Raw genomic sequence first — 24,108 nt, 5'->3', positions numbered from 1 at the left:
TGACTTATTTTTGAAGCAGTTGGTAAATATAGGGCAGGTCGATGTGCCTGCGCAGCAAGTCGGCCAGCTGGTCGAAGCCCTTTTCCTTCAGGGCCGCATAATCGGCCCTGACCCGGATGCCGGGACGCACAATTTGGAGGATTTCCTGAAGGACGGCTTCGTTGTCGAGAATCCCATGGATGTAGGTGCCCCAGCAGCGCGCGTTCAGACGAGCGCCATCTTTGCTGCCGTCGTCCAGGCGGCAAAGTGCGTCACCGCCGGTAGTCCTGCCCATGTGAATTTCGTAACCGCGACCGCTCACGGTCGGCTGGTCCAGAAAGTGGAACCGGCAGACCTCGGTCTTCTTGTCCGTCCCCAATACCGTTTTTACCGGCAAAATACCCATGCCCCGCACTTCTTTGACCGCACCCTCCACACCCTGCGGATCGGCAATGCTTTGGCCCATCATCTGAAAGCCGCCGCAAATGCCGTAGAGCGGCTTGTTGGACTGGTGGTGCTGTAGAATGGCGGCTTCCATGCCGTTTTGGCGCAGATACAGCAGGTCGGCGATGGTGCTTTTTGAGCCGGGGAGCAGTACGATGTCTGCGTCCTTTACCGCCTTAGCCTCCCGCAGGTAAAAGACTTGCACTTCCTCCACTTGCTGCAGGGTATCGAAGTCGGTGAAGTTGGACATGTGGGGCAGGGCCACCACACCAACATTAATTTTTCCTTCCTGAGGTCCCTGCTTCATGTGGTCGAGCACCACCGAATCTTCCTGTTCAATAAAAATATCGCGAAAGTAGGGCACTACGCCAATCACCGGCACGCCGGTCAGTTCTTCCAGCATGCTTCGGCCATCTTCGAAAAGTTCGGCATCGCCCCGAAACTTGTTGATGAGGATGCCCTTAATCAAGCGCCGGTACTTGGGTGGCAGCAGTTGAATGGAGCCATACACCGAGCCAAAGACCCCGCCCCGGTCGATGTCGGCCACCAGAATCACCGCCGCATCCACCGCCTCAGCCACCCGCAGGTTGGTGATGTCGCGGTCCCACAAATTCACTTCCGAAATGGATCCGGCGCCTTCAATCAGCAGGGGACTGTAGCGCTCCATCAGTCTGCGACACGACTGCATGGCCACTTCGAAGAGGGCGTCGCGGTCGCCCCGGTTAAAATATTCCTGCGCGCTTTGGTCCCCGGCCGGCTTGCCCAGGAGTACGAGCTGGCTCACTTTATCGCCGGTGGGTTTGAGGAGGATGGGGTTCATGTGGACGGAGGGACTGATTCCGCAGGCCTCGGCCTGCACCACTTGAGCGCGGCCCATTTCCAGGCCTTCGGGACTGGCTCCGCTGTTGAGCGACATATTTTGGGCCTTGAAGGGGGCCGGTCGGTAGCCTTCCTGCAGCAGCAGTCGACCAAAAGCGGCCGTAAGCACCGATTTGCCCACATCGGAGCCGGTACCGACAAACATCAGGGGACGCAAAGTTTCTTGTTTGGTCATTAAAGGCAGATTTGTGCCAGGTGTCCGTAGGCCACCTGACGGTTGAAATAGTGCTCCGGCGATAAATTTTCGGCCAATCCGTGTACCACGCGGATGGGACCGCCGTGACTCACTACGAGGATTTGCTGACGGGGATGTTTCTTTTTGAGGTCTCTTAAAAAGGCTTCGATGCGGACAATGAGATCCTCGAAAGACTCTCCTCCGGGCGGCGCGCAGCGCAGGTAGTCGTCGAAGAAGGCCTGCGCTTCGGGCTTTTGCTCAATTTCGCTCCAATGCAAGCCCTCCCAGTCGCCAAAATTGAGTTCCATCAAGCGTTCATCCATCAGCACCTTTTGGTCGCCGGCAATGGCTTGGGCCAGCAGGGCGCAACGGCTAAGGGGACTGGAATAGATGGCGTGGAATTTCTTCTTCTGCAGGGCCCGGGCCAGCTGGCGGTGCTGCTTTTCGAAATCGTCCGGCAGCGGCGGTTCGCTTTGTCCGTAACAGAGTCCCTCCGGGGCCTGGGTCTGGATGTGACGTAAGAGCGTGAGTTGCATGGCTTAAAAATGGTTGTAATAAATAACTGCGACTACGTACAGGGTGATTTCAACAAGTTGCTGCAGGGCGCCGAGTACATCGCCGCTGTAGCCTCCGGTACGCTTCATGATGTAGTGGCGAAAGTGCCAGTAAACGAGCAGAGCTGCGGGAAGCAGCAGGACCGTAAGTTGAAGGGGCAGGAGCAGTAGAAAGGGGAGGGCAGTCAGACTCGCTATCCAGAGGGAGACGGTGTTGACCTCATTGCCAATGGGCTTGGCCTTGCTGAGGGCATCCTCGCGGATGTAGGGGGTGGTGCGTACCAGCAGCACCGGAAGGAGGCGACTCAGGGTGTGGCCCGCTATCAGCAGTCCAAATATTTCGGAAGGGGGGAGGTGCAGCAGGGCCGTGTATTTGGTCGTCAGTATGGCCAGAAGTCCCACCGTTCCGTAGGTGCCCAGGCGACTCTCCTTCATGATGTCGAGAATGCGTTCGGTCGTCATACCGCCCCCGTAACCGTCGCAAAAATCGGCGAAACCGTCCTCATGAAAAGCCCCGGTGATGAAAATGGTCGCCAGGATGCTCAACAAGAGGGCCAAAGGCAGGGGCAGCACAAGCAGGGCCAGCCAAAGGGCTCCGGCACCCAGGGCACCGACCAATGCCCCTACCAGTGGGAAGAAGCGCAGCGCTTTATTCAGCAGTCCCGGTGAATAGGGCAGCGAGGCCGGCACGGGAATGCGCGTGAAAAACATCAGTGCGGTGAAAAAGATGTGCATGTCGCTGTTTTGGTTTTGGTGTTTTGGAACCTTAAAACTACACAAAATTGAGGACGTTTTTTAAACTCAGTTAAGAACAGCAGACAGACCGAGCGGGGTCGGCTGCCTGCTGTTTTGGTTTTGGGTGGGTAATTTTGTAGGACTGCAGGGTCTATTTACTTGTTGGAAACGCCGGCATCTTCAAAGCTGGCCATTTCGTTGAGGAATTTTACAGCGCTTTGGAGCACGGGCAGGGCAACTGCAACGCCGGTGCCTTCGCCTACACGCATGCCCAGCTGCAGGATGGGACGGGCGCCAAAGTGCTGCAGTAAGAGGCTGTGTCCCTGCTCATCGCTTTGGTGGCAAAAGACCACATTCTCGCTTACTTTCGGGTTGAATTGACAGGCCGTCAGCAGACTGACGGTAGAAATAAAGCCATCGGCCAGTATGACCATGCCTTGTTCACGCGCCTCCAGGTAGGCCCCCACCATCATCGCAATTTCCAGTCCCCCAAAAGTCGCCAGCGTCTCCAGGGGCGTTTGCGGGTCGTATTTTTCAGAAATCTCTTTGAGTACCTGTTGCTTGTAGCTCAGCTGCTCGCCCCGCATCCCGGCACCTGCTCCCGTGCAAGTCTCTATGGGCAGCCCCAAAAAGCGGTGCATCAAAAGTGAAGAGGGCGAGGTGTTGCCGATGCCCATTTCGCCAAAACCAATGGTGTTGCATCCGGCTTCGGCTTCGGCACGCACAAAGGCGCGACCGGCAGCCAGTGCTTTTTCGCACTCGCCGGTGGTCATGGCCGGTTCTTTACGCATGTTGCGCGAGCCGCGCGCAATTTTTGAAGGCACGATGGGACTGTCGACAGGGAAGTCGTAATCGACGCCGGCGTCGATGACCTTCAGCGCAATGCCGTTTTGTCGACAGAAAACGCTGATGGCTGCGCCTCCGGCTACAAAGTTCATGGCCATTTGCCAGGTAACGTCTTTGGGGTAGGGACTGATTTTTTCGTCGGCCAATCCGTGGTCGGCTGCGAAGACCAGCATGGTGGGTTGGCGCAGTTGGGGCGAGAGGCTGTTTTGGATGCAGCCTACCTTAAAGGCCAAAGCTTCCAGTTCGCCCAAGGCCCCGTGGGGTTTGGTCTTGTTGTCAATTTTGTGTCGCAGCGCTTGTTGTATGTTTTGGGTGGTCATGGGATGGAAATTGATGATTTTGAAAGATTTAGCTTGTAGTGTTTTGACTGCGTTTATTTAATGATTAAGGGCAGACCGGAAACCATAAGTATTACGCGGTCGGCCCGACGGGCAATGTGCTGGTTCATCCAGCCCTGCAGGTCGGTGAATTTTCGGGAGACTTCGTCCCGGGCATGGATGCCCATGCCCAATTCGTTGCTGACGACAATCAGCTCGTTGTTTTTCTTCAGTAAGAGTTCCCATTCGTTTTTGGCCACCTGCAGGGAGGCCTCCACATCGTAGCTGTTGTCGTGAAAAATATTCGTAAGCCAGAGGGTAATGCAGTCGAGCAGCACGGTGCGCTTTTCCAGGGCGACGCGTCCCAGGTGCTTTTCCTCCTCCACGGTGGTCCATTGTGGACCCCGGTCGCGTTGGTGGCGCTCGATGCGTTGGCTAAAGTCCTCGTCCCAGTGCCGGGCCGTGGCCAGATACACCGGCTGCTTGCTGCTTGCTTCGGCCAGTTGTTGGGCGTAGGAACTCTTGCCGGAACGTTGTCCCCCGCTGATAAAGGTGACTGCCATAGGTTTGTGGTTTTAAGAAAATCCCGGGAACTGTGCCGTTGCACGGCACCCGGGACTTATCGGACAGATAATCAAATCCTTGATTTAGTCGAGGAACAAGGTCCAGTAGGGCGAGATGCCCACGCTCAGGTCCTTTTGGTGAACGCCCTCTGCGTTGTAAATACTTACGCTGCCTGCTTCGGTGGCTGAGGCGCCCAGCAAAATGTAAACATCCTTGTTTATTGGATTTACTGAGACGCCCTGGGCGCCGGTGAGACCGGTTACGAATTCCTCAAAGACCCCACTTTCGGTGTCGAAACTGTAGATGGCGCCTTTCTGCACCCAGGTTCCGTCTCCTGCATCTTCCCATGCCGCCGCAGTCAGGTACAGGGTGCTGGCGTCGCTGTTTTTGGCTAGGATACTGGCGTAGGAGGCACTGACTCCATCGAGTACAAAATTGTCCTCGAGCTCATCGGTGCTGGTGTTGATGTAGGCCAGTCCCGCCGCATCGCTGGGGTCGCCATAGGTGCTGACCAAAGCCAAATAAAGGTTTTCGTCGGCATCGTTTACGAAATAGGAGCTGACAGCAGGAAGGTCGATATAATCGATGGCTTCGGTGTTCAGGTCAATCACGGCTACCCTTGGACTGTAGTTGAGGGCCGCGTACAATTTGCCCTTGGCTATGGCCAGTCCTTCCGGTCCCCCCGGCAGGGCGATCTTGTCCTCCACCTTCCGGGTTTTGGTATTGTAAACGGCAATGTAGGAGTCCGGCATTTCGCTCCAGTCGGGATTGGCCCCCCAGCACGAAATGTAGAGGTAGTCGCCCTGGCCCACAAAGAAGCGCGGCTTCTCAATGCCTTCGCGTACGGCATTGCCGGTAGGCTTGAAGTGCAGGTCCAGCGATATGAGTTCGTCGGCCGAGTTGCCCATCAGGTAAATGGTGTCCTTGTAAGCGGCGCCGTACTGAATGTTCGAGTTGATGGTCATTCCTGGGTTTTGCGCCTCAAAATATTTGTTGGTGAGCGCATCCTTGCGGAAGTCGTAGCGGCTGATGCTGGCGCCACCGTTGCCGTAGCTGCCGTAGTTCAGGAAATAGGCCCCGGAGATTTCTTCGTTGACTTCCTGTTGGGGCTGGTCGTCGTTGTCGTCGTCGGAACAGGCACTGAAGCCCAGAGCGGCCACCAGGGCCAGACTCCAAAGTGCTTTGCTGCTGAAATGAAAAAAGCTGTTTTTTGCGTACATGATTGTTGGTATTAATGGTTATTTGTTGTTGTGTAAATCCAGACTGATGCTGAGTTTGAAACTGCGGCCCGGCATGGCGTAGTAGGCTTCATTTTGGTAGTCGACGTCGCCAAGGTTGAGCACTTGTGCGCTTAGGCGCAGACTTTGTTGGCGGTAATTGAAACGGTACCAGATCGATAGGTTGGTCAGGAAATGGGCAGGAAGTGAATCGCCCACTTTGTTGTGCAGGCGTTCGCCGGTGTAGCTGGCGTCGACCGACAGTCCGGCCGCTTTCCACTTTAGGTCGCCGTAAAAATTGCCGCTATGCCTGGGGGCATAAATTAGTTGTTTGTCGTTTTGATCCTTGTCGTGTACCGGATTAAAGGAATAGTTGCCGCCCCACTCTGTCTCGAGCGGACCCAGGTGAAAGAGGCTCTGCAACTGCAGTTCCAATCCCTTACTGACCACCCGGTTGATGTTCCGGGCTTCCCAGTCAATGGAGCCCGGGCTCCATTGAATCCAGTTGTCCACATCCATGTAAAAGAGATTGACCTTGGCCTTAAGGTGGTTGTGCCCCATCTGACGCAGGTAGCTGAACCCCGCTTCGGCATTCAATCCCTCCTCGGCCTTCAAATTGGGATTGCCCTGCACGCCCCAGTAGCGGTCGTTAAAAGTCGGGATGCGGTAGCTGCGTGAGAGTCCACCCATCACCGAAAGCTGTTGCTTTGATGTGCCCGCCGCCTTGTATTCAAGCAGCAAGGCAGGGGTGAAGGGGGCCTTGAAATTGGTCACCAGCATTTGCCGAACGTTTACGGTGGCTTTGAGGTTTTCCACCGGCTCAAAGTAGTACGACAGGTAGAGGTCCAGTTGTTGCTCGTAGTCGATCACGTCTTTGGAATAGGCGTACACCTCCGGTACAATGTACTTGTACAGGACGCCTGCCTTCAACTCCTTGTCGGGCGCCAGCTTGTAGCCGGCAGCAGCTTCCGCGACCAGGCGGTCGGTAACGATCAGCTGGTCCTCGTTTTTCTGGTACAACTGCTCATCGTGCACGTAGCCTGCCCCCAGCTTAAAGCTTACGGGATTTTTTTTGTTGTCGTAGCCCACCCAGGAGCGGAAGTTTTTGTTGTGCAGTTCGGGGACTGTCGGACTGTTCGATTGCATATTGGGCTGCACCTCGTGCCAGCTGTCCTCATACCAAAAGGTGCTTTGAAGGGTCGCGGCAGGGTCGAAGCGATAATTAAACTGCTGCATCAGGCCCTTGTTCTCGATGGCCGCGCCCTGCTGCTTTTCCCTAACGGGCTGAGGGTTGGTGTAATAGTTCTCGTGGTAAGGATTGTTGAAATAGAAATCGTTTTCCCGCCTAAACAAGTAGGCTTTGGTGACCGATTCCCAGTGGCCGTTGCCCAGGTATATTTTGCTGCCGTAAAATTGCTCGCCGAAGGAACCGACGGTACTGCTGAAATTCATGCGCTGCCCCTTTGTCCACATGCTTTTCTGCTCCAAATAGACGGTGCCCCCAATGGAGCCCGAGCCATTGATGGCCGATGCCCCGCCGTATTGCAAATGGATGTCGTCGAAAAGGTAGGTAGGAATGTTGGAAGCGTTGGCATGTCCCAGCGTGAGTGAGTTTATGTTGAGTCCCCCCAGTTTGATGGCCGTATGATTGGCCGCCGTACCCCGAAAACGAATGGTTGCCAGTCCCCCCGCATTGCCCTTTACATAAATGGGCGAGAGGCGCATGAGTGCCTGGTCGAGACCGGCTTCGGGCATGTGCTGCAGCTTTTCGCTGCGGATGCGGTCGATTTTGGCCCCCGGCTGAAATCTTTGGTAGTCGCTCACCACAGTGACATCGTCAAGTGTAATGCTATCCATCACGGCAGATACGTCGGTATTTGCCAGCACATTGGCTGTCACAAATAAGAATAAGATAAAAGACAAACGCATTTTAACTCAAAAAATGAGCTAAGGGTGCTATGTGTGAAAGGTGTAAAACGGTTTCACAAGCTTTAGTCCCGAAGCTTTGTTATTATTCATTGCTTGTATCTGGCAGGTCTTCTGGCTTGTTCCAGTTTTGACGGCCTTCCCGTTAAAAAACAGTGGCGGAGGTATTGTCAAAACCTTTCGATGGAACTTACAGCTGCGGGTACAGCTCCGGACTTTTCCTTGCGGAATCACCGGATTCCCTTTTTGTTTTGTGAGGTGCAAACCTCACAAAAACCAAATACATCGCAAAGCTAATCCTTTTTCCAATATAAGGAAAGCCTTTTTATAATAAAGTTTTTATGCATTGATATACAGAAGGTAAGCCAGTAGTTCTCCCCGGATAGAGAGAGCTACAGACAGGCTTGACTTTATATTGGCATCACTCAGATTTTAATACATTAATAGGGTTTTCTCTGGCAGCCTTTTGGCTTTGTAAGCATATGGTGATGAAGGCAATTGTCAGCTGGATCACAATGGTGACAGCAAAGATCCACCAGCTTAGATTGATCCTGTATGCGAAGTTTTGCAGCCATTTATCCATAATAATCCAGGAAATTGGAATTGCAAACAAGAACGCAATCGTTATCCAAGAGAAGAAATCTCGGTTGATAAGGTTCGTAATTTCAGGGATTGTGGCTCCGTTGACTTTTCTAATACCTATTTCTTTTTTCTTATGTTGAAGGTAATAGATGGACATTGCAAAGATGCCCATTGAAGCTCTGTACCTTCTTTAGCTAAGAAGTAAAGTCCGAATGAACTATTCGAATCAGTCGTAAGTAACTCTGGATTAGACCAAAATTCAGCCAGCATTTCAAATGGAATAATTGCATCACAACTATTAAAGTGAGTATTAGCTGGCATGTCCTCTATTATTCCGGTGATATTTAGTGTTCTGCCATTGATAGAAAAGCTCTCACCCTGGGGACTCTCATTACCGAAAATTTTGTAGGCAAGACTTTTTGATAAGACTGCACTGTTTTTTGTTTTAAATACTTCTGTAGGATTACCCTCTAGTTACAGGCAAGCGTAAAAAGACAGTGCAAACCTGACAGTGACGACTGAAAAATGGAGATGTTGCAACCTGACAAATAAGCGGACTTTAACTGGACAGTTCTTTAACAACTTGACACAGACCAACGAGCCGACACTCAAAGCCGACCCGAATGTTTTTAAAATTTTTGCCCACCCGCATTTTTAATTTTTTCTTACCAGCCGCACATTTAGCACATTTGGTTTTGCCCGACACACAAACCCGACCCTTCGCAAAACCAAAAGAGCTAAATTTTTTCCACCGCACGGACTGACAATCGGAAAATAATACTTACTTTTTATCAGTTTTGTCAAAACACATATTGTCTTATGAATAGCTTCGGTGACATAATCAGAAAAGCAAGAGAAGAAAAAGGATTGTTCCTTCGACAGGTAGCTGCCGAAATGGAAATAGACCAAGCTATTATAAGCAAGTTTGAACGTGGCGACAGGAAATCGACCAAAGAGCAGGTTTTGAAGTTTGCTAAATTCTACAAACTGGACAAGGAAGAACTTTTGGTTGCGTGGCTGAGTGACAAAGTTGCTTATGACTTACAAAACGAAAATTTGGCTGACAAAGTTTTGAAAGCTGCTGAACAGAAAATTAAATACAAAAAAAGTAATGCTTCATTATATCATACAAGAAAAGAAAACCAAATGGTTGCAATCTGACGACTGCACCATTCGTGATTTGGTTAAATATATCCGTGACAAAGGACATTTGCGTGATACGCAAATTGAAGCAATTGAAACGTATTTGTTCCTCAAAATTCAAGGACAAAACAAACCGCTTTGGCAACTTTTTTCAGAGGGCTTTTTCACCAATGGAACTGACCTTACAAAACTTGACATCAACCAAATTCCAAGAGAGTATTTATCTCAAAATAAAAATGCTTTTGCACTCTTTGACTTTGCAAGACAGAAAAACGGAAATGGAACATATATCCCTGAACTGGAAAAACGAATTAAAGCAAATCCCGCTTCGTTAGATTATGACACCATCATTAAAAGCATATTTTACAATGTAAGCTATGCCGACTATTTAATGAGCTTGCCGATGGGAGCAGGTAAAACCTTCCTGATGGCTGCTTTCATTTATCTTGACTTGTATTTTGCCGCCAACGAACCCGACAACAAAGCATTTGCACATAATTTTTTAGTGCTTATTCCTTCCGGATTGAAATCTTCCATTGTTCCGAGTTTAAAAACCATTGAAAACTTTGACCCTTCTTGGGTATTGTCCGAACCATCAGCAAGTAACCTGAAAAAATTGTTGAAGTTTGAAGTTTTGGACGAGCAGAAAACAGCAAAGAAAAGTAACAAGGCAAGAAACCCGAATGCTCAAAAAGTAAATGCTTGTTTGCCTAATCCATTCGGGCAAGTGTTTGTAGTGAACGCTGAAAAAGTGATTTTGGAAAGTTTCAAATTCAATGCACAAACAGAACTTGAATTAGACGAAGAAGAAAAAGACACAACAAACGACCTGAAACGATTATTCGGTCAAATCCCGAATTTATCCATCCTCATAGATGAAGTTCACCACGCAGCAACAGACGACATCAAATTAAGGCAAGCCGTTAATTACTGGCACAGCAAAGGAAACATCACAACCGTTTTAGGTTTTTCGGGAACGCCTTACTTGCAAAGTGCCGAAAAAATCAAAGTAGGCGATTATGAGTTTAAATTCTCTCAAATCACCAATACAGTTTATTACTATCCGCTTGTAACAGCAATCAGGAAATTTCTAAAAACACCAACAGTAAAAATCGGGCAAAACCTTGACCGTTTCCAAATTATTAAACAAGGCATTGAGGATTTCGACAACCAATACAAAAACAAGGTTTACGAAAACGGAACGATTGCAAAAGTTGCTATCTATTGCAGCAATATTGAAGTATTAGAGGAAGAAGTTTATCCGTTCCTTACAGGCGAATTGAAAATAAATCCCAATGAGATTTTACGCTTTCATAAAGGAAACAAAGCACATCCGCAACCCGAAGGCAGCGAATTAGAGTTTCGTTCATTGGATTTACCCATTTCCAAAAAGCGTTATATTCTTTTAGTACAAATTGGTAAAGAAGGTTGGGATTGTAAAAGTTTAACCGGTGTTATCCTTTCTCAAAAAGGTGACAGCCCTCAAAATATGGTTTTACAGACTTCTTGCAGATGTTTACGCCAAGTGGACAAAGGCAAAGAAGAAACCGCTTTGATTTGGCTGAACAAAGACAATGCTGATACGCTGAACAAACAACTGAAACAGGAACAAAACACAAGCATTGAAGAACTGAACAGCACTAAGCGAACTGGAAAACCTGAGACCATTGACAGACATTCCCGAATGGACTTTTTGCAATTGCCGAAAGTGGATTTCTATCAAATGAAAGTAACCTATCAGGCAATTGATGAAGAAGAAACACCGAATACAAAAGCTAAACTCAAAGCTTTGCTTAAAAACATTGACAACTTCAAAGCGTCTGCCCTGATAACAACCAGCGACATTGCCAACATTGACACAGGTGAAATTGATGTTATCAATGAAACAGGAATTGCATTTGCCAATTTCAACCAATGGCTTTTTGAAATTTCAAGAGAAAGTTTTGGTTTGATTTCAGAAGCACTGTTACACCAATATGATAGCGAACTGAACGAAATATTTGAAACCGTTTCTTATGAAAAAAAAGGTCAGCGTTATTTCAATGAGTTATACGACCTGCACACTATTCAATCAAAAATCCGTCTGGCTTTCAGCATCAAACGGGATTTGCAAACCGATACAGAAGTAATTCCTAAGCAAGCAGAATTATTGATTGCAGAACGATTGACAGAAGTAGAGAAGAACGCAAAACTTTACCCGAATGAAGCAGACACAACTAAAATTTTGGAATTGGATAAATCCAATGCAAGCGTAAGCATTGATATTGCCGAAATTGAAAAAGCATATCAATTGATGAAAGAAACTTTGGAAGCCCAGGGAATGGGCAATTTTGTTCCGACTTATGAAAGTTTCAAAGCAGATAAAGATTACTCACTACCTGTAAAATCTAAAAATCATACTTTTCATTATTTACCATACAATTTTGGCGGAAGCGGGAGCAGTGGTTTTGAAATTGAAACGCTTCAAAAAGCCTTGCAGTTAGCCGATTTCAAAAACAAGGAATTGGAAATTTACTATAACGGTGAACGTGGTTTGACCGAGTTTGTAATTAACTGTTTTGCTAAAGAGGGCAGATATTGGAAGAATATTGGAAAATACACCACCGACTTTTTGATTGTGAAGCGAACGGCAAAAGATAAAATTCACAAAGCCCTGCTTATTGAAACAAAAGGTTCTGTTTATGCAGAGGACAAAGTGTTTCAGAAAAAGAAAAATTATGTGGAGACGGAGTTTCTGAAACTCAACAAAGAAAAATTCGGCTATCAGCGATTTGATTTCCTCTATTTGGAGGACAGTAAAGACATTGCAGCCAACATCAGCAAATTGAATAACAAGATAAACCAGTTTTTTAACGATTAAGATATGCCAGTAAAATACATTCCATATTATCCAAACACGGTTGAAGGACAAGCCATTTTGGACAACATCACCCGAACACAACGTGTATTGCGATACCGTGAAAACGATAAAGTTTATGACCGAATTAAAAGAGGTATGCCCTACTATGAAGTTGAAATCATTGAAACGGTCGGCAAACCTTCTGAAAATTTGGTAATTCGTGGAGAGTGTATTTCTGCTTGTGCCTACCTGAAAGAGCAAGGTATAAAAGTGGACTTGGTTTACATTGACCCACCCTTTGCCAGTGGTGCAGATTATGCCAAAAAAGTTTACCTGAGACGAAACCCAAAATTGGCTGAAAAAGTTGCAGCAGCAGAACAACAAATGGATATTGAAGAACTCAAAGCATTTGAGGAAAAAATGTATGGAGATATTTGGCAGAAAGAAGATTACCTGAATTGGATGTATGAAAACTTGCTGGCTATTAAATCAATTATGAGTGAAACAGCAAGCATTTATGTTCATCTCGACACAAAGATTGGTCATTATGTAAAGATTTTATTAGATGAAATTTTTGGAGAGGATAAATTTATTAATGAAATCATTTGGCACTACGAAGACAAATTTGCAACTGGGGGGAAAAGATTAGATAAAAATCACGATACCATTTTCCTTTATTCCAATGACGAGGATTACATTTTTAATCCAATCATTATTCCTAAAGATGAAACAACAAAAAGGGCACTAAGAAAAAAAGTCGATGGTAAAACTGTTGAAGTAAGGGATGAAAATGGAAACAAGATTATTGTTGAGTATTCAGAGAAAAAAGCGGATGATGTTTGGGATTTAGGTAGAACAATTTCAAAGAATGACCTTAGAGATTACGCCACACAAAAACCTGAACCACTTTTGGAGAGAATTATTACTGCAAGTAGTAATGAATATAGAGATGAGGAGAAAACAGAAAAAATGATTGTTGCAGACTTCTTTGGTGGAAGTGGAGTTGCTGCAATGGTTGCTAATAGATTAGGGCGAAATTTCATTCACGTTGACATTGGAATAAATAGCATACAGACAGTTAGAGATACTTTAATTGCCTCAAAAGCCGAATTCCAAGTTTTGGAAATTAAAGACGGAGTTAGCTTATTCCGTAATCCACAACAAACTATGGACAAGTTGGCAACCATAATTCCCGGTTTGCAAAGGAATGTTTCAGGCATCAGTAATTTTTGGTTTGGTGTAGTAACAGAAGCAAAGTTGGGAACAGTTCCGGTATATGTGCCCAACCTGCTCAATACACAGGAAAAAGTTTTAGACATTCCGACCATTAATACTATTATCAATCAGGAATTACAAAATTTGGAAGTCAACGCCAAAAAAGTAATTGTTTATTACATTGACATTGACGACCAAAAGGCAGTAGAAAAATTCATCAAAGAAAACAATGCCACCGAAATTGAAGTAGAACTCAAAGACCTGAAAAACCTGCTTCACGAAATTGTGATTGAGGATATTGTAGAATTTAATACCACAAAAACCAAAGAGGGCTACGAAACCGAAATTACCAAATTCATTAGCGACCGACTTATTCAAAAAATCAATGAGTTCAACCAAAAAGGCAACCTGCAATCATTAACCAAAGGAAAAAAGTTTGAACCTATCAGCATCAGCGAAGAAGGTTTGGAACTAATTGAACTCATTTCGCTGGATTGTGAAAATTCAGAAGGTCAATGGCACAGCAGCACCGAAGTTAAGATTGATAAACTTGGTTATGTGATTAAGGACGGAACCAAAACAAAAGAATTTTGGGACGGTAAAATTACAAGCGATAAGAAACCGAAAAGAATAAAAATCAGGAATATCAGTGGGGATGAAATGATAAAAGTAGTTGAGTAATGAGTAATCAACAAAAAATGAAAAACGTTATGAAACCATCTGGAGCAAAATTTTATAAATGTGCCTTGCAAGTGAATTCCCATCTCTACAATCAGAAATATAGAGGGGGTGAAGCATTGGATGAAGCCACTTATAATCAAAACATTTTGCAGACCTGTAAGGAAGAAAATATTCAGGTAGTAGGTTTGGCAGAACACGGTGACGTAAACTCAACAGAAAACCTTAGAAAACTTTTGCAGGAAAATGGAATAATTGTTTTCCCCGGATTTGAACTTTGCAGTACTGAAAAAATTCATATTATCTGTCTCTTCCCACCCGATAAAAAGACCATTTGGCTCAACCAGATGCTAGGCAGTTTGCAAGGTACAGCTTTCAACCAAGGTCAAACCACTGATAAATCTTCTTTAAAGTATTTAGAAATTGCTGAAAAAGTAATTGAAGCCGGAGGAGGTATTACCTATGCAGCACATGTACACGAAGAAAATGGTCTTTTGGTGGTTAATGACGGTTCAGGTGGTCATCCTGATATTTGGCAAAACGAAAAGCTGGTTTTAGCTGCACAAATCAATAAGGAGAAAGTAGATGATTTAGAATTGAAGTATCGACAAATCATCAAAAATCAGGACACTAATTATAATCGGATTCGCAAAGTGGCCGTGATACATGCCAAGGATGTAGAAAAACCGGCAACGCTGAAAGGCCCTTTGGCAAGTTGTTATATCAAAATGGACAAACCATCCATTGAGGGATTAAGACAGGCATTCTTGGACGGAGAATCGAGAATTCGTCTATATTCTGAACTCAAAGAAGAAAAGCATTCCAAGATTCTAGAGTTCAAAATTTTTTCTAACTTTTTTGCAGAGGGATTACATATTGCTTTTAATGATAACCTCAACGCTTTGATTGGCGGACGAGGAACAGGTAAAAGCACCCTGCTGGAGGCCATTCGCTATGGATTAGACATTCCATATCAATCTTCCGAAGCTAAAAAACGGGCAGACGATATTCTGCGAAATAATTTTACAAATGGAAAAATTGTACTTACTGTTTATTCATCCAGATATAACAAAAAATTCATCATTGAACGGAATTACGGGCAGCCTCAAACCATAAAGAATGAAGATGGCACTTTATCTTTCCTTTCGGTAAAAGATATTTTGCCGGAAATAAAGATGTTTGGTCAGAATGAAATCTTTGAATTTGCAGAAAAGCCGGTAAATCACGTAAAACTTATAGAGCAATTCCTTCCGGAATTAAAAGATAACATCCCTGATATTCAAAAACAACTCAAAGAAAACCGCTTAAAACTCGTCCAAACCATAGAAAGGCTAGAAGAACTTAACCAGAAAATTAATCGGGAAAATCAACTAAAAGAGCGTTTACATAATCTAAAAGCGTTAGGATTAGACAAAAAATTTGAAGAGCAGAATATTTACAACAAAGAGGAAGCAGTAATCAAACGAAGTGATGGCGAATTTCAGGAAATACAATCGCTTGTTGAGGAATTGGAGCGTAAAATCTCTGCCGTTGATTTACACTATTTAAGTGTTGACGCACTGAAAGAATATATTAATGCTCAAAACTTAGCTTCACTTAAACCGGTTTGGGAAAAATTGATTTCTGAGTTGCAGAGAGCCATTAGTATAATAAAAACGGCCGAAAAAACTTTTGTTACTCAGTCGAATGAAGTAAAACAGCAATGGCAGAAGGCAAAAGAACAGTTTGAGGAGGAATTCCAGAAACTAATCAACAAGTTGCCTGATAGTGGCGGAAGAAAAGGTAGCGACATTGCCCGTGAATTTTCTCAAATCAGCAGAGAGCTTTCTTCTATGCAGGGGTTGACTATTCAGCGGGACAATAATCAAAAATTATATGATGAATTATTGAAAAATCGTAAAGAACTAATAACAGCTTTAAATAGTGAAATAGACCAGCGCTACGATGTAATATTTAAAAAGGTTAAATCTTTAAATAAAAACGCACTTGCCGGAAAAATGCAGCTGGAAGTAAAAAAATGGGGAAATCGTGAGCCATTGAGAAAGTTTTTTTTAGAAATAGAAGGCTTTGGAGAAAAGAAAATACAATGGCTAAATGAGCAACAGGACAATTTCAATATTTGGCAATTTGTAAAAGATATTCGTGAATTGGATGAGTCCGATTTGAAAGATAAATACCAATTGACACCCGGTATAGTATCTACAATCAAGAAATTATCTGACAAAAAAAAATGGGAACTGGAGGAAATTGCGTTGACCGAAACAGTAACTATTAAATTGAATATAGGCACTTCGGAAAATCCAGCATACAAGGAAATAACTGAATTATCATCAGGTCAGAAATGTACAGCCATATTGAATCTATTGCTTCTCAACAACAGCGACCCATTGATCATTGACCAACCGGAAGATAATCTGGACAATGCATTTATTGCAGAAAATATCGTCTCTGAATTGCGCAGGCAAAAGGAAGCCCGTCAGTTTATTTTCAGTACTCACAATGCCAATATTCCGGTATTTGGTGATGCCGAATGGATTGGCGTGATGGAAATAGAAAACGGAGAATCTGTTTTGAAGGATGAAAATATTGGCTCTATTGACAATGAAAACTTACGTCCTAAGATTGAAAATATTCTGGAAGGCGGTAAATACGCCTTCGAAACCAGAAGATTGAAATACAATTATTAAAAAACAGAACAATGACCTATCAGGAATTACTTGAAATAATTGCTAATCCGGAAAATTCAAAAGTAGAATTTAAACTCGATAGTGAAAGACCGGAACGCATAGCTAAAGAAATTGTTGCCTTTGCCAATTTCAGGGGAGGGAGAATTTTTTTTGGTGTGGATAATAATAATCGTGAGATTAAAGGCTCGTCAAAGGAAAACTTTGAAGAATGGCTAATGGATACCGTTTTTGGCAGATATGTTACACCATCTATTATTCCTTTGTATGAAGAAATTAATACACCTGAAGGAAGAGTCGCAGTAGTTACTATAGAACAGGGTATCAATAAACCCTACTTTGTGAAAGAAGGTGATCGTGAAACACCGTACATCAGAATTGGTTCAACTTCAAAAATTGCCGATCGTGAACAAATACTTAGAATGGCTCAGGAATCAGGTTATTACCACTTTGAAATAGCACCGGTTTCCGGCACTTCTTTTCAGGATATTGATAAAGAACTTTTCATTCATTACTATCGGAACGAGTTTGGTGAAGACTTATCTGGTGCGGATGAGGATTTGTTAATTGAAAAACTGAATCAACTTGACCTGCTTGTCAGAAATAGTTTTAATGAATTCTCTGCCAGTATTGCCGGACTGGTCATTTTTGGAAAAAATCCCGGTAGGTTTTTATCAAATCATGGCTTCAGAGTTATTCATTATCCCGGCAACGATATTGAAACCAATCATCATTTTGACCAAGCCTACAACCTGCCGTTAGCCAGTGTGAAGAACGAAAAAGGAGAGGTAATTCGCAGCGGCTTGATTGAGACCGTAATGAATAAATTGGGAGAAATTTATGCTCGTGAAGAACTAACAGATGGCATTCACAGAGAAACGGTTTGGATAATACCAGAAAGAGCTCTTCGCGAACTATTAGTGAATGCAATAATTCATAGAGATTACACAAAGCGTAACCGAAACGAAATCCGAATTTTTAATGACAGGATAGAAATTGAAAGTCAGGGGCGATTACCCAACACCCTCACGATAGAAAAAATAAAAGCCGGGCAGAAATATCAAAGAAATCCCATATTGGTAAGATTTGCACAGGATTTTGGATTAATGGAGCATAAAGGACTTGGAATTAGGAAAATAGTTATAGAAACCCTTCGAAATGCTGGTATGAAGGAAGCTTTAATGGAAGAAACAGAAGAAACTTTTAAGTTAACCATTTTTCGCCCATTGCATTAAAGACTAATTGTTAAAACTTAACAAGAGTTTATAGAAACAAAAAAATGAATGAATAAAATTCTCTTTTCTTTCAGTTCAACCCTTCACAGTCATACACATTGGCAAGCCCCGCAAGCCGACACACAAGCCAAAGCTTGCCAAAGAGTATGCCTGTCCCACGCTGAAAAGAAAAAATTAAAAATTCCCTTCTCTTCTAAAAATTTTAAAAACGCCAACCCACAATCTGACACAAAAACATTCGGACAATTGGTTGCAAAACTCAATAAGGACAAGGGTTTCAGCCACGGACAACAAGAACGCCAGCCTGTAACAGCGGTTTGGCGTAATGGCGGGTTCAGTGCTTCGTATGACAGTTTTGTGGTGGGTTCAAGTGCAGTTCTTCGATTGAACTATTGTGCTAAAAAACCGCCACTACGCCAAGCCGCAAAACGTAGTTTAAATGAGAACATGGTAAAGAAGGAGGAATCGGCTAGCATATATTTAATACGCATCTGTTGGTTGTCCCTAAAGATGGTATTGCCAGTATATGTCCATACCCTGGTGAATGCTTCGACTTCAGGAAAAACTTCCGTCGGATTCATACAGGTTTAAAACAAGGAGGTAGTCACCGGTTCTGTAAATGTCGTCTTCGTATCTTTTATACCTAATTGGATCAAAGTCGTCAGCCTCAACTATGTTGAACATCAGGTAGCGGTCTCCGTTTCTTCCCCAGTCAATATCGCTATTTGTTAATGCATCATATGGGTCACTAAAGTAAGTTAGCTTCCATATACCATCAGTTGTCGGATATGAGGGGGAGCGTTGTACATCCCACACGTTATCCTTGTTGGTATTTGTTTTGGAATAAGCCGATTCTATTTCGTACTAAATCAATATCACTTATTGCACTTGCATTAAAGATGGTACCCAGGGCAAATAGAATTAATAGTAGTTGTTTTTTCATAAGGTGTCATTTAGTTGGTTTATCAAATCCATTGGACGTCAAAAGTAATCTCCAACTTTCTTTTGAACATCAATGTCTCTGATGTTGGAAAGGATGGCTCCTAATGCAGGGTTGTCCACAAAGTTCTGGGCTACAGCCTCAAACCATCTGTAATCCTCATTCTTATGTTTGAGTCGAAACTGTACTGAAGCAATGCTCAGTTCCTTGACATTCAGTGTTCTCCAAAATGCAGACAGGCTATCTAGGTCTTCGGGATGAACCAAACTGACTATTGATGATCTGATTTCTTCGGCAACAGCGAGTGCTTGTTTAAAGTAATCGATTGATCTGACTCTGTCCTTTTGAAGATGGAGGAGTCCAGTTAGCCATAGACCTTTGCCAATGCCCTTTTTATATTTCAGGCTGTCGACCTTATGATTTTCGCGAGAGATGTAGCAAAACTCAATAAGAGAAATATCAATGGACTTAACTGTCGTGGCTTGAAAAACATATATCCCAGATTCCGAAATAAGCGATTACAACTGTCGTGCCGGTAAAAACAATTGATTTTTTAAGGAAATCCCGATCCAGCGGTTAAATACAGAAAGTTTCTAAGAAAGAAAAACAGGCCTTTTGCCTGGGAAGTGTCTTAAGATGTGGATGTTTATTGGTTCCTGTTTATCCCTCCATAGCGAGCCTTAATTTCTTCAAGTATCTTCTCAGAAACTAGGAAGACAGCAGGTTTGCCCGATAAGGGATTATTTTGTGTGACAACCACTGTGTTGTAAACTTCTTCTATTTTATCGTATGCCAGGACTTCTGATGGTGTGCCCTGTGAATATAGCTGCCCGTCCTTCATCATAATCAGATGGTTGCAGTATTCGGCAGCCAGGTTGAGGTCATGAATTATCATCAGAACTGTAAGCTTGAGCTCATTGTTGAGTCGCTGGATCAGGTTGAGCACCTGCACCTGGTGTGTAATATCGAGATGGGAAGTGGGCTCATCCATCAGCAGCAGTTCCGGTTCCTGAGTCAAAGCTTGTGCTATGGCTGCTAGTTGTTGTTCACCTCCACTCAGCTGACTGAGTTGTTTCTTGCGATGGGGCCAGATGCCCGTAAGACGCATGTATTTGCGGGCAATTGTAAGGTCACGGTTGGATTCAAAAAACTGAAAATTCTCTCTGTAGGGAAGGCGTCCCATCAATACATAGTCTTCTACACTTATGCCAGCTGAGTCAATAAACTGAGAAACGACGGCAACACGTTGTGCCCTTTGCCGCAGCTTCAGATTCTGGATGTCCTGGTTGTTGAGCCTGATGCTGCCGCTACTAAGCGGCAGCCTTCCTGAGATGCCCTTGAGCAGGGTTGTCTTTCCTGAACCGTTGGGACCTATTATTCCCGCAAGGTCTCCCTGCTTTAATCCGAATGAGACGGGTTTAAGCCTGAACTCATTTCCGTATCCGCAACAGAGTTTATCTATTTCAAAATAATAATCAGACATGGTGTTGCTTTTTTCGGATCAGGACTATGATAAACAGGATGCCACCAGCAATTCCGGTTATTACTCCGATTGGAAGTTCATTGGGTGCTATTATTGTTCGTGCTACCACGTCGGATAGCACCAGGAAGATGCCTCCGCCCAGAAAGGATCCAATAAGCAGAAAGCGATGATCACTACCTGCTAGCATGCGTATAAGATGGGGGATAACAAGTCCGACAAAACCAATAACCCCGGCAACAGCAACACTAATCCCAGTCAGCAGGGAAGATAGGATAAACAGCATCCGGATAGTGTTCTTGCTGTTAATGCCGAGGTAGGCGGCCTTCTCCTGTCCGAGCATTAGTGCGTTTAGTGGTCTTGCAAAGAGATAGCTGATTGCAAGACCGACAAGGGAGGCAAACAGTGTAATGCGGATCAGTACCTGATTGGGTTCATTGAGTGATCCCATTATCCAGAATACTATGCTATATACGTTGTCGGCACTACTTATCGACATAAGAAACATCATCGCTGAGGATGCCACAAAACTAATCATTACTCCAATCAGCAGCATCTTGTTGACATTACTACCACCACGGAAGAAACCCAGAACTCCGACGATAAGTATCACTATTGCGGCTCCGGTGAAACCTGAGAGGGGAAGGATTAGGGTCCCAAGGGTAAGATGTAGGCCACAGACTATTGTAAGGGCAACTCCAAGTGCTGCACCTCCTGATATTCCAAGGGTATAGGGTTCAACAAGCGGATTCCGGTAGATGCCCTGAAGGATGGCTCCGGCCAGACTCAGCGATCCGCCAACTGCCAGCGCCAGAATGATTCTGGGCATTCGGATCTGAGTAAGGATATAATACTCCATCTGCTCCTTGTCTCCAAGTACATAGGGGATATCTTTCAAACCAATGGCTGCTTCACCGCTGCTAAGAGATAGCAGCGCTGATGCTGCAAAAAGAATGAGTAGCAGCAAGATGAAAAGAGTCCATGCCAGATACTTGTTTTGCATGTTATTCGGACTTGTGCCTTAAGGCAGTTTGCTGAGATGCCTGTGTAGCACCTTCATGGTTTCAACAAAATCGACAGGGTTGGGTGTGCTTGCCATATCCGATTCCACAAAGAAAATTGAATTGTTCTTTGCTGCCTTCAGATGAGGATAGCTTTGCCAGATCTTCATCTCATCATCCCCGGCTAGTCCCATGTTTACTATGATTATTACATCTGGATTTTTCATTAGTACCCATTCGCGGTTTACTGTCCCTTTTTTTAGGCCGGCTGCTATATTGGTCCCACCTGCAAGGGTGATGTAGTCGTCCATAAAGGTATTTTCGATAGCGGCAAACAGCGGATTTGCTCCGATTTGAAAGAAGACTTTCCTTGGGGTCTTACCCTTGTAATATGCTTTAATGTCGTCGAGGGTTTTTTGACTTTCCTTTATAATGGAATCGGCAAGTTTCTCGCTGCCACAGAGAGAAGCAAGACGTCGGAACTGACTGCATACTTCACTGAAGTTGCGCGGAGTCTGAAATATCTCGGTTTTTATACCAGCCTTGCGAATCAACTCAATAGTCTCCGGATCGGTTATCCCAGTTGCGATAACCAGATCGGGTTTAAGACTAAGGACCTTTTCAATATTGACAGTAACAGCACTGGCTACAACTTCTTTGTTGTCCTTGTCTGCGACAAAGCAATAAGAAGTTCTGCCCACTAACTGATCCTGAGCTTCCAGATAATAGATGCTCTTTGTCAGTGATGACGCAAGAGAAATAATGCGCTTGCCCCCGGCGTGGCATATACTGGTGCCTATCAGTAAGGTCAATATCAGCAGTCTGATTTTCATGAGCCTGATCTAATATCTGTTTTGGATTTCAAGGGTCAAAGGTATTAAAATCTTTCCACCTGCAGGGAATAAAAACCGGGGAGATCAAATAATAGCCATTGCCTCCGGGCAGTGGCCTGGACAATTTCACCACTTGGAATAACCTGGAAGAACCAGCAATGCAGACTTTCGTTTAGCTGAACAACAGTGGGGTCTCAACAACAGAACTTCTTTTCAAAGCATTCTGTACATACCTCCCGGCATAGACTTAATCAGACCTTTAAACTCCATCTCTAACAGGATTGCCGATAGCCTGGGAATAGGAATGCCGGTCGCAGTTGATATAAGGTTGAGATTCATCTCCTTTTCTTCATGCAGTAAATCCATTATTTGCTTTTCTTCCGGAGTGTCAGGTGTAGCAAAGAGATAACCTTGTGTAGCTCTGTTAAAGTTTGTTGGACTTTCCCAGCCCAGTGCATATTCCAGGTCATCAATTGTCTCAATTAGAGCAGCCTTGTTTGCTTTGATAAGTCGATTGCAACCAGCCGACAATTCGTCACCGACCCTTCCGGGAAAGGCAAGCACATCTCTTGAATATCCTGCTGCGAGGCCGGCTGTTATCAAAGCTCCACCTTTTTCGGCAGATTCCACAACTATCACAGCATCACAAAGTCCTGCAGCAATCCTGTTTCTTCTTACAAAGTTTGGTTTGTCAGGATTTGTGTCGGTCATAAACTCAGTTACAAGAGCACCCTGCTCACAAATCTTTGTTGCAGTACTTCTGTGGGATGGTGGGTAGATTCTGTCAAGACCGTGAGCGAGAACTGCGACTGTGGGCAGGCCGTATTTCAGTGCAGCCCTGTGTGCACAGATGTCGATACCGTATGCGAGTCCACTGATAATAAGAGTGCCGGGATGCCTTTCGGCAATATCTTTTACAAGTTTTTCGCACAGGTACTTGCCGTAGTCGCTTGCCCTGCGTGTACCTACGATGCTGAGTGCCTTGGGGGACTCAAGGTCTGCCTTACCTTTAATAAATATTAGCAATGGAGCATCTTCGCAGTTGGCCAGTCGCGAAGGGTATTCAGGGTCATCGATAAAAAGGGCTGTGATGTCATGTCGGGTGATGAACTCTATCTCTTTTTCCGCCCTAAGAAGCAGGGATTTTGTGTCTATATTGCGGAGTCTGGAGGCCATCACTTCTCCTATACCTGGTACCTTTTCGAAGGGAGCCTTTGGTGAAAAGACCTCCTCGACGGAACCCAGGTGATCTATCAGGAGTCGTGCCAGTTTCGGCCCCACTCCATTGATCATGGTAAGGGCTAACTGATGAACAAGCATGGTTTGGGTTATAGGATTTGAGTGTTACTTATTTGTTTTTTTAATTTGATCTAGTATGTTTCTTAAGTTTTCTTTCTCCTCACTTCTTAGAGCAGTCAGTCCGATTGGCTGATAGCGTGCCAATCCCCTTACGGTATCTTCATACACGTAAAGGAAGCTAAAGAGTACTCCCATTGATCCTTTTATCTCGTAATGGCTATACCTTTCCAATGGAATCTGTAGTGCCTTATACTTTCGTCCTATCGGGAATAGGTTGAAATATCTGATAAGGAGATTTCCCTTTGAATCTGCGATCTCAATATAATAGAAACCACCTTTTGCAAATATTACAGGAAGCAGTACCACTACTACCAGCATTAGTATCTGAAAGTTCTGAGAAACTGCAGTACGGCTCAGGAAGGTATAGACCAGAATGGCAAGTGAAGCAAGCCAACTGATTCCGAAGATTCTGATAAAAGTAGAAGCGGTCTTTTTATTATTCATTGCTTTTTATTTGTATTGCAAAAAACAAAATAAAGAGCT

The 24,108-nt window shown here is 44.6% G+C and carries 21 protein-coding genes, 1 pseudogene and 1 riboswitch; of the genes and pseudogenes, 6 read left to right on the top strand and 16 right to left on the bottom strand.

Annotated features, from left to right (window positions below):
• Window positions 1–4: 4 nt before the first annotated feature.
• From M9189_RS11770 to M9189_RS13005, 9 genes and pseudogenes are all read right to left on the bottom strand, one after another.
• On the bottom strand, window positions 5–1,477 hold the full coding sequence (locus M9189_RS11770) for a cobyric acid synthase (protein ID WP_250723484.1): 1,473 nt from the start codon (window positions 1,475–1,477) through the stop codon (window positions 5–7).
• Entirely contained in the window at window positions 1,477–2,013 is a 537-nt protein-coding gene (cobC, locus tag M9189_RS11765; protein WP_250723482.1) for an alpha-ribazole phosphatase, read from the bottom strand. The genes M9189_RS11770 and cobC overlap by 1 nt, the downstream gene beginning before the upstream one ends.
• A 3-nt stretch (window positions 2,014–2,016) precedes the next feature.
• Window positions 2,017–2,766: an adenosylcobinamide-GDP ribazoletransferase gene (locus M9189_RS11760; protein WP_250723480.1), complete on the bottom strand. Its 750-nt coding sequence runs from the start codon at window positions 2,764–2,766 to the stop codon at window positions 2,017–2,019.
• 155 nt (window positions 2,767–2,921) lie between these two features.
• Window positions 2,922–3,932: a nicotinate-nucleotide--dimethylbenzimidazole phosphoribosyltransferase gene (cobT, locus tag M9189_RS11755; protein WP_250723478.1), complete on the bottom strand. Its 1,011-nt coding sequence runs from the start codon at window positions 3,930–3,932 to the stop codon at window positions 2,922–2,924.
• A 53-nt stretch (window positions 3,933–3,985) separates the two neighbouring features.
• Window positions 3,986–4,492, bottom strand: a complete 507-nt coding sequence (cobU, locus tag M9189_RS11750) for a bifunctional adenosylcobinamide kinase/adenosylcobinamide-phosphate guanylyltransferase (protein WP_250723476.1) — start codon at window positions 4,490–4,492, stop codon at window positions 3,986–3,988.
• An 84-nt stretch (window positions 4,493–4,576) separates the two neighbouring features.
• The gene (locus M9189_RS11745) at window positions 4,577–5,713 is read right to left on the bottom strand and encodes a YncE family protein (RefSeq protein WP_250723474.1); all 1,137 of its coding nucleotides are present in this window, start codon (window positions 5,711–5,713) and stop codon (window positions 4,577–4,579) included.
• 18 nt (window positions 5,714–5,731) lie between these two features.
• Window positions 5,732–7,609: a TonB-dependent receptor plug domain-containing protein gene (locus M9189_RS11740; RefSeq protein ID WP_250723472.1), complete on the bottom strand. Its 1,878-nt coding sequence runs from the start codon at window positions 7,607–7,609 to the stop codon at window positions 5,732–5,734.
• A gap of 114 nt (window positions 7,610–7,723) precedes the next feature.
• A riboswitch (cobalamin riboswitch) is annotated at window positions 7,724–7,932 on the bottom strand.
• Window positions 7,933–8,057: 125 nt separating this feature from the next.
• On the bottom strand, window positions 8,058–8,390 hold the full coding sequence (locus tag M9189_RS13010; protein ID WP_419184186.1) for an ABC transporter permease: 333 nt from the start codon (window positions 8,388–8,390) through the stop codon (window positions 8,058–8,060).
• A pseudogene (locus M9189_RS13005) lies at window positions 8,336–8,671 on the bottom strand (ABC transporter permease); the annotation flags it as partial. The gene M9189_RS13010 and the pseudogene M9189_RS13005, both read right to left, overlap by 55 nt.
• A gap of 366 nt (window positions 8,672–9,037) precedes the next feature.
• On the opposite strand from M9189_RS13005, the gene M9189_RS11735 reads away from it, so the two are divergent.
• From M9189_RS11735 to M9189_RS11710, 6 genes are read left to right on the top strand one after another with little or no spacing between them, the layout of a single operon-like run.
• Window positions 9,038–9,379 (top strand): helix-turn-helix domain-containing protein, encoded by a 342-nt coding sequence (locus tag M9189_RS11735; protein WP_250723471.1) that lies wholly within the window; start codon window positions 9,038–9,040, stop codon window positions 9,377–9,379.
• On the top strand, window positions 9,330–12,221 hold the full coding sequence (locus tag M9189_RS11730; RefSeq protein ID WP_250723470.1) for a DEAD/DEAH box helicase family protein: 2,892 nt from the start codon (window positions 9,330–9,332) through the stop codon (window positions 12,219–12,221). The genes M9189_RS11735 and M9189_RS11730 overlap by 50 nt, the downstream gene beginning before the upstream one ends.
• A 3-nt stretch (window positions 12,222–12,224) precedes the next feature.
• Window positions 12,225–14,096 (top strand): DNA-methyltransferase, encoded by a 1,872-nt coding sequence (locus tag M9189_RS11725; RefSeq protein WP_250723468.1) that lies wholly within the window; start codon window positions 12,225–12,227, stop codon window positions 14,094–14,096.
• Entirely contained in the window at window positions 14,096–16,780 is a 2,685-nt protein-coding gene (locus M9189_RS11720) for a TrlF family AAA-like ATPase (RefSeq protein ID WP_250723467.1), read from the top strand. The genes M9189_RS11725 and M9189_RS11720 overlap by 1 nt, the downstream gene beginning before the upstream one ends.
• Window positions 16,781–16,791: 11 nt before the next feature.
• A complete protein-coding gene (locus M9189_RS11715; protein WP_250723466.1) occupies window positions 16,792–18,012 on the top strand; it encodes an RNA-binding domain-containing protein in 1,221 nt (406 codons plus the stop codon).
• A gap of 48 nt (window positions 18,013–18,060) precedes the next feature.
• Window positions 18,061–18,603, top strand: coding sequence for a hypothetical protein (locus M9189_RS11710; RefSeq protein ID WP_250723465.1), 543 nt, complete (start codon window positions 18,061–18,063; stop codon window positions 18,601–18,603).
• On the opposite strand, the gene M9189_RS11705 is transcribed toward M9189_RS11710, so the two are convergent.
• From M9189_RS11705 to M9189_RS11675, 7 genes are all read right to left on the bottom strand, one after another.
• Entirely contained in the window at window positions 18,568–18,828 is a 261-nt protein-coding gene (locus M9189_RS11705) for a hypothetical protein (RefSeq protein ID WP_250723463.1), read from the bottom strand. The two genes, M9189_RS11710 and M9189_RS11705, sit on opposite strands and share 36 nt — an antisense overlap.
• A 165-nt stretch (window positions 18,829–18,993) precedes the next feature.
• Window positions 18,994–19,227 (bottom strand): PAS domain-containing protein, encoded by a 234-nt coding sequence (locus M9189_RS11700; protein WP_256469267.1) that lies wholly within the window; start codon window positions 19,225–19,227, stop codon window positions 18,994–18,996.
• A 371-nt stretch (window positions 19,228–19,598) separates the two neighbouring features.
• Window positions 19,599–20,435 (bottom strand): ABC transporter ATP-binding protein, encoded by an 837-nt coding sequence (locus tag M9189_RS11695; RefSeq protein WP_250723461.1) that lies wholly within the window; start codon window positions 20,433–20,435, stop codon window positions 19,599–19,601.
• Window positions 20,428–21,435 carry a FecCD family ABC transporter permease gene (locus M9189_RS11690; RefSeq protein ID WP_250723459.1) on the bottom strand — a complete coding sequence of 336 codons (1,008 nt, stop codon included), beginning with the start codon at window positions 21,433–21,435 and terminating at the stop codon, window positions 20,428–20,430. The genes M9189_RS11695 and M9189_RS11690 overlap by 8 nt, the downstream gene beginning before the upstream one ends.
• 18 nt (window positions 21,436–21,453) lie before the next feature.
• Window positions 21,454–22,266 (bottom strand): ABC transporter substrate-binding protein, encoded by an 813-nt coding sequence (locus M9189_RS11685; RefSeq protein ID WP_250723457.1) that lies wholly within the window; start codon window positions 22,264–22,266, stop codon window positions 21,454–21,456.
• 213 nt (window positions 22,267–22,479) lie between these two features.
• Window positions 22,480–23,586, bottom strand: coding sequence for a DNA-processing protein DprA (gene dprA / locus M9189_RS11680; RefSeq protein ID WP_250723453.1), 1,107 nt, complete (start codon window positions 23,584–23,586; stop codon window positions 22,480–22,482).
• A gap of 24 nt (window positions 23,587–23,610) precedes the next feature.
• Window positions 23,611–24,069: a hypothetical protein gene (locus M9189_RS11675; protein ID WP_250723452.1), complete on the bottom strand. Its 459-nt coding sequence runs from the start codon at window positions 24,067–24,069 to the stop codon at window positions 23,611–23,613.
• Window positions 24,070–24,108 lie beyond the last annotated feature (39 nt).

Source organism: Xiashengella succiniciproducens (genome assembly GCF_023674465.1).
Classification (GTDB): Bacteria; Bacteroidota; Bacteroidia; order Bacteroidales; family Marinilabiliaceae; genus Geofilum; species Geofilum succiniciproducens.
This window is presented reverse-complemented; position numbering and strand designations above follow the sequence as displayed.